Raw genomic sequence first — 6,998 nt, 5'->3', positions numbered from 1 at the left:
CACCTTACTTGATTATCATAGTTTAACACATCGCTTTTTTATTGCCTAAAAACACAATGTATTTAATTGTGTTTAATATAGAACAGCATTATTATCGTATTTTTAATGCTGTATACATGATATATGAAAAGAAAGAAGGAACGAAAAAAATGATAAGTGTTATTAAACGTGACGGTCATAGAGCTACTTATGATCGTAACAAAATTGTATCAGCTATTCAGAAGGCGAACACAGAAGTCGACCAGGAAGAAAGAATTAGTGAGGAACAGATTTATAATATATTAGCTTCTATTGAAAACCGTGGTTTTGATGAGATGGCAGTTGAAGATATTCAGGATATTATTGAACAGAAGCTTATGGCAGAGAAGAAATTTGTTCTTGCAAAAACATACATCATTTATCGTTATACAAGAGAACTTGTTAGAAAAGCCAATACTACTGATGATTCTATTCTTGCATTAATTGGTAATACTAATAAGGATGTTATGGAAGAGAATTCAAATAAGAACGCTGTAGTTGCATCAACTCAGCGTGACTTAATTGCCGGTGAAGTTTCAAGGGATTTAACAAGAAGAGTTTTACTTCCTGAAAAGATTTCTAAAGCTCACGATGAAGGAATTCTTCATTTCCATGATTCAGACTATTATTTGCAACCTATTTTTAACTGCTGCTTAATCAATATAGGAGATATGCTTGATAACGGAACTGTTATCAACGGAAAATTAATTGAAAGTCCTAAGAGTTTTCAGGTTGCATGTACTGTAATGACTCAGATTATTGCAAGCGTTGCAAGCAGTCAGTACGGTGGACAGTCTGTAGACATTAAGCATTTAGGAAAATATCTCCGTAAAAGCCGTGAAAAATATACAAGAAATTATCTTTCAAAATATGGAGATAAGGTTGACCCTGAGACATTAGAATCATTTGTAAATGACAGACTTTATGATGAATTAAAGTCAGGTGTTCAGACAATCCAGTATCAGATTAATACTTTAATGACAACTAACGGTCAGTCACCATTTGTTACTCTTTTCTTAAACATCGATGAAAATGATGAATATGTAGATGAAGTAGCAATGATTGTTGAAGAGATTTTAAGACAGCGTTATGAGGGAATTAAAAATGAACAGGGTGTTTACGTTACTCCTGCTTTCCCTAAACTTATATATGTTTTAGATGAACATAACTGCTTAAAGGGTGGCAAATACGACTACATTACTAAGATGGCTGTTAAATGTTCTTCTAAGAGAATGTATCCTGACTATATTTCAGCTAAGAAAATGCGTGAAAATTACGAAGGACAGGTATTCTCATGTATGGGTTGCCGTTCTTTCCTTTCTCCTTGGAAAGATGAAAATGGTAATTACAAATGGGAAGGTCGTTTCAATCAGGGTGTTGTAAGTATTAACCTTCCACAGATTGGTATTATTTCAGGACAGGATGAAGAAAAATTCTGGCCACTTCTTGAAGAGAGATTATCTCTTTGCTTTGAAGCACTTATGTGCAGACATCACGCATTAGAAGGTACACTTTCTAACGTCAGCCCAATTCATTGGCAGTATGGTGCTATTGCAAGACTTGGTAAAAATGAACCTATTGATAAATTATTACACGATGGTTATTCAACTATTTCTCTTGGTTACATTGGTTTATATGAAGTAACTAAATTAGTTAAAGGAGTTAGCCATACAGACCCTAAGGGACTTGATTTTGCATTGCGTGTTATGAAACGTTTAAGAGCTGCTTGTGATTCATGGAAAGAAAACACAGGTATTGCATTTGGTTTATACGGAACACCTGCTGAATCATTATGTTATAGATTTGCAAGAATTGATAAAGAAAAATTTGGCGATATCAAGGATGTTACAGATAAGGGTTATTATACTAATTCTTACCATGTTGATGTTCGTGAAAAGATTGATGCTTTCAGCAAATTTACTTTTGAAAGTCAGTTCCAGTCTATTTCTTCAGGTGGTGCTATTTCATATGTTGAAATACCTAACATGCGTAACAACCTTGAAGCTCTTGAAGAATTAGTTAAATTTATATACGATAACATACAGTACGCTGAATTTAACACTAAATCAGATTATTGTCATGTATGCGGATATGACGGAGAAATTATTATCAATGATGATGGCGAATGGGAATGCCCACAGTGTCACAACAAAGATCATTCTAAGATGAATGTAACAAGAAGAACTTGCGGTTATTTAGGTGAGAACTTCTGGAATGTTGGTAAGACAAAAGAAATTAAAGCACGAGTTTTACATTTATAGTAACATATATTTCCTACAGGGCCTTTGCAATTAATTTGGCGAAGGCCCATTTTAATGTATTATTTCAATAAATTTGGAGGTTGCTTATGAATTACGCAGATATTAAGCGTTATGATGTTGCTAACGGTCCCGGAGTAAGAGTTTCCGTGTTTGTTAGTGGCTGTACTCACAGATGTCCCGGTTGTTTTAACGAAGAAGCTTGGGACTTTAACTTTGGAAAACCTTTTACACAGGAAACAATTGATTATATAATAGATTTGCTTAAACCTGATTTCTACAAAGGTATTACGTTTCTTGGTGGTGAACCTTTAGAACACGTAAATCAGCAGGGGCTTCTTCCTCTTGCGAGAAAGATTCGTGAAGTATATCCTGAAAAATCAATTTGGTGTTTTACAGGATATGATTTTGAAAAAGATGTACTCGGTCGAATGATTAATGAATGGCCTGAAACTAAAGAACTTCTTTCTTACATAGATGTTTTAGTTGATGGTGAATTTATCGAAGCTCAAAAAGACTTATCTTTAGTATTTAAAGGTTCAGCTAATCAAAGACATATATTAGTTCAGGAATCAATGAAATCCGGCTCTCTTGTATTATGGGAAAAACCGGAATATATTACTAACTTTTAATATTCATTATGAAAGGATTTAACTATGACAGCAAATATTAATATTAAGAAACTTAAAGATTCAGCAGTCATTCCAACATACGGCTCTGAATGGGCTGCCGGAGCTGATTTGTATGCATGCCTTGATACACCGGCAACAATTCTTCCAGGAAATACTGTTTTCATTCCAACAGGTATCGCTCTTGAAATTCCTGTAGGTTATGCAGGACTTATTTATGCCCGCAGTGGTCTTTCCTGCAAACAAGGTTTGGCTCCTGCAAACAAAGTAGGTGTTATTGACGCTGACTATCGTGGTGAAATTATTGTTGCTCTTCATAATCATGGTGATTCTGCAAAAACTGTAGAACCCGGCGATAGAATTGCTCAAATGGTCATCACTCCATTTTTAACAGCTAACTTTATCGAAACAGATGAATTAAATGATACTGTTCGTGGTGAAGGTGGTTTTGGTTCCAGCGGAAAAAACTAAATAAAATAACGCTAAGTTATATGGCATCTTCAATTTTTATACAAAAATCGAAGATGCCATTCTTTATTCTCCCCGCATTACTTTATCTATCAGTACAGCAAGAGGTTCTGCTGCATTTACGGCCTCCTGATATGTATTTGTCTGAGCGCCAATTTCAATAAGCATACACTGTCTGCACACTCCAAGGTTATATTCATATGCATTAATGTAATTTCGTCGTGTAAAATCAGGATAATAAGCTTCCGCAGCTAATTTCATCTGGAGCGTAAGTGCTAGATTTTCAAATAAATAATCATTATGCAAATAGCTTATATCTCCACTTTCCTTAAATCTTGACATTCCATTTAAAAACATTATTTTAGCTGTTGGTTTTCCATTTATTTCTGTCACAAGATGGGTATTGTCATTTACGCCATCCCTATGTATATCCAACACCAAAGATATTGAAGGATTGTCTTTTAATATCTTTTTTACACCTTTTTCAGACTGGGTATAGGCTTCATTTCTATCAAGTACGCCATTTACAATATCATATGTTGTTTTATCGTGGATTACATTGTATCCAAATTGTTTTGATAATACTTTTTCCAATCTGTTTCCCACACCTATGATGGTTGTATTTTTATCCTCTGAATTACTATTTGAAAATGTCTCCATGGAATGTGTATGATAAATTAATATCTGAGGCTTTTTATTATTTCCTTTTATTTTAAATTTTTCGCTTAACGCCTTATCAAGTGGCATATCACTTTCTCTTATTGTAGTAGCTGCTGTAACAGTGTAAAATCTTTCAATGACTTTTTTAAACGAGCCTAAATTATCCTTTGTATATTTTGTGCCTGTCATTTTAGGTATTGGAACTAATTCTTTCTTCGCTTCTTCTACTTTTGTCTGTGGTTGTGTAGTTGTCTCTTCCACGGTTTCTAGTTGCGTCGTTTCCGGTTGTTCAGTTGCATTAACTTTATCATAAATTAACTGCACAACCTGTTTATATCCCGGGTCATTTGTATCATAAGAATATTCACTTCCATTTATATACTCTGTTACTACCGATTCTAAAATTTGTTTCTTCATTTCTTCTGACAAATCACCATGATTCTCCATATATATCATATACTGCGTTAATATGCTTGTATTTTCAATAATTTCTCCCACAAGAAAATTGGCTGTCTGCACGGCAGCCTCATTAATATTTCCTTTTGCTTTGTCTTTAACAATTGTATTAATGCATTTACTTGCTATATATATACTCAATACTATAATCAGTACTGACACAATTACCTGAAATGTCTTTTCTTTTACATTTAATCGCCATCCGTTTACATGTATTCCCTGCTGCACGCTATCACCTCAACATTTTGCATTGATTAGCAGTATAATGGTAAAAACCTTTATCCACACAATCATTATATGCAGCATGTTTATAATCTATTTATTGAATTTGCAATTATGGTACTTAGATTGTCTACAATTTCATCGACGTCTTTCGGCGTAACAAACATCTGTCCTATATCCTCTGTCATAATTTCTGCAAATAACTGATATTTTTCTTCAACAGTAAAATCCTCAAACACTTTTTGAAGACAGTTATTTTCCATATTCTGCGACAATAGATATATCAACTTATCCATCGTATCATTAACAATCGTAACACTATGCACAACCATAGGAACACCTATTGCTATTACTGTGCATCCAAGATTTTCCCTATTTAACCCCTCTCTATTATTTCCTATTCCTGAACCCGGTATAATTCCTGTGTCAGTAAGCTGAATTGTAGTTGTAACACGTGAAATATTTCGTGCCGCAAGTGAATCAATCGCTATTATCAAATCAGGCTTCATTTCATCTACTATACCCTTTACTATTGAGAATGTTTCCATTCCTGTCTGTGCAAGGACTCCCGGTGAAATACAATATATGTTTTTTCTTATTTGAACTAATGAGGCAGTTCTTGGTCCTATTGCATCAGGTGTAGCCTGAGCATTTCCTAATCCTACTATTAAAATAGCTTCAGGTCTTTTGTCTTTTCCGATATTTGCGTTAATTAAATGTCCTATATTTTTCAATAATTCGTCTGAAATTTTTTTCTGGTTATATTTATCATCTTCTTTGGCATACTTTGTTTCTATAGTAATATAATGCCCTTTTGGCTTTCCCATGACTTTAGCACCTTTTTCAGTTTTAATATTTACAAGAGTTGTTGTCATTTTAAGTTCATCATTATACTTTTTCTTTAACTCAACTCCATCTATCTCAACATTATCTTTAAATTTTTCACGTTCTTCTAAAGCTAAATCTGTATATATATCCATTCTGTCTTCTCTATTTTTAAATCCTTTAAACTTCATATTATTCACCTTCACATTTTTTATTTATTTTGTGCAAATAATTGTAATTTATTATTCAAAAATATATTGACATTACATGCTCAATATCATAGAATACTAGTTGATGTCTGTGTCATACGTCCGCAAATCCAATGGCACAGATGGTGAAACTATTTAATTCCTAATCTCTCTCAAGGGAATTAAGAAACTTATTATTTCACGGAGGTGGACACGATGGCTAACATTAAGTCAGCAAAGAAAAGAATTCTTGTTAATCAGACAAGATATGAAAGAAACAAATCAGTTAAATCTGCAATCAAGACAGCTACTAAGAAAGTAGAAGCTGCTGTAGCTAACAAAGACAAAGAAACAGCTCAGGCAGAATTAATTAAGGCAATCAAGCTTATTGAAACAGCTGGTTCAAAGGGAGTATTCCACAAGAACAACGTTGCTAGAAAAGTTTCAAGATTAACAAAAGCAGTTAACTCAATTGCTTAATTATTAATAAAAAGAAGCTGTGGCTCTATTTATTAGAGTTACAGCTTCTTTTTTAATTCATACTTTTTTTACTTTCTTATACAACAAAGCTGCCTCTTTAATGAGACAGCTCTGTATTTATTAATATTTTTTAATTAACTATTATCAGGTTTTGTAATTATTAGTTCTATTTACTTCTAATTTTTCTAACCTTACTGTATTTTCCGTATACTTTCTTTCCGTTTACAATTACATATGCACGTACTTTTATATAGTATACTTTGTTACTCTTAATCTTTGTAAGAACTTTCTTAGTCTTGTTATTCTTCTTTACGTTAACTTTTGAAGCTTTCTTAAATTTCTTATTTGTTGCGTAACTAATTTCATAACCTTTTGCTTTCTTGTTCTTCTTCCATGTTACAGTAACTTTTGTCTTCTTAGCAGAAATTTTAACTTTCTTAACTTTTGCAGGTGATTTTACAGATGAACCATCAGTTAATGTTCCTGTTGTTACTTCCTGGTTTGATGAACCTGTTGTAGTAACATCCGGTTTCTTAGTAGTTGTTTCTTCTGTCTTTTTAGTTGTAGTTTCTTCTACCTTAGTTATTGTAGATTCTTCTACGTTTTATTCTTCTTTACGTTAACTTTTGAAGCTTTCTTAAACTTCTTATTTGTTGCGTAACGAATTTAATAACCTTTTGCTATCTTGTTCTTCTTCCATGTTACAGTAACTTTTGCCTTATTAGCAGAAATTTTAACTTTCTTAACCTTTGCAGGTAATTTTACGGATGAACCATCAGTTAATGTTCCTGTTG

General features: G+C 33.1%; 6 protein-coding genes. 4 read left to right on the top strand and 2 right to left on the bottom strand.

All coding sequences use genetic code 11. From position 1 onward, the window contains the following. Positions 1 to 149 precede the first annotated feature (149 nt). The 3 genes from nrdD to dut all read left to right on the top strand — a co-directional run bounded on the left by nrdD (position 150) and on the right by dut (position 3,376). Entirely contained in the window at positions 150 to 2,279 is a 2,130-nt protein-coding gene (gene nrdD, locus ABMA45_RS06415) for an anaerobic ribonucleoside-triphosphate reductase (protein WP_022089062.1), read from the top strand. An 86-nt stretch (positions 2,280 to 2,365) separates the two neighbouring features. After that, positions 2,366 to 2,908, top strand: coding sequence for an anaerobic ribonucleoside-triphosphate reductase activating protein (nrdG, locus tag ABMA45_RS06410; RefSeq protein WP_022089061.1), 543 nt, complete (start codon positions 2,366 to 2,368; stop codon positions 2,906 to 2,908). Between the two features lie 24 nt (positions 2,909 to 2,932). Next, on the top strand, positions 2,933 to 3,376 hold the full coding sequence (dut, locus tag ABMA45_RS06405; RefSeq protein WP_022089060.1) for a dUTP diphosphatase: 444 nt from the start codon (positions 2,933 to 2,935) through the stop codon (positions 3,374 to 3,376). 63 nt (positions 3,377 to 3,439) lie between these two features. On the opposite strand, the gene spoIIP is transcribed toward dut, so the two are convergent. Both spoIIP and gpr read right to left on the bottom strand, forming a co-directional pair. Then, positions 3,440 to 4,717: a stage II sporulation protein P gene (gene spoIIP, locus ABMA45_RS06400; protein WP_022089059.1), complete on the bottom strand. Its 1,278-nt coding sequence runs from the start codon at positions 4,715 to 4,717 to the stop codon at positions 3,440 to 3,442. Positions 4,718 to 4,797: 80 nt separating this feature from the next. Then, positions 4,798 to 5,727, bottom strand: a complete 930-nt coding sequence (gpr, locus tag ABMA45_RS06395; protein WP_022089058.1) for a GPR endopeptidase — start codon at positions 5,725 to 5,727, stop codon at positions 4,798 to 4,800. Between the two features lie 213 nt (positions 5,728 to 5,940). On the opposite strand from gpr, the gene rpsT reads away from it, so the two are divergent. Continuing rightward, positions 5,941 to 6,204 carry a 30S ribosomal protein S20 gene (gene rpsT, locus ABMA45_RS06390; protein WP_022089057.1) on the top strand — a complete coding sequence of 88 codons (264 nt, stop codon included), beginning with the start codon at positions 5,941 to 5,943 and terminating at the stop codon, positions 6,202 to 6,204. Positions 6,205 to 6,998: the final 794 nt, after the last annotated feature.

The organism is Eubacterium sp. CAG:156, from assembly GCF_000434315.1.
GTDB lineage: Bacteria > Bacillota > Clostridia > Lachnospirales > Lachnospiraceae > Eubacterium_U > Eubacterium_U album.
The sequence above is the reverse complement of the archived record's forward strand: the minus strand, read 5'-3'. Positions and strand labels throughout refer to the sequence as shown.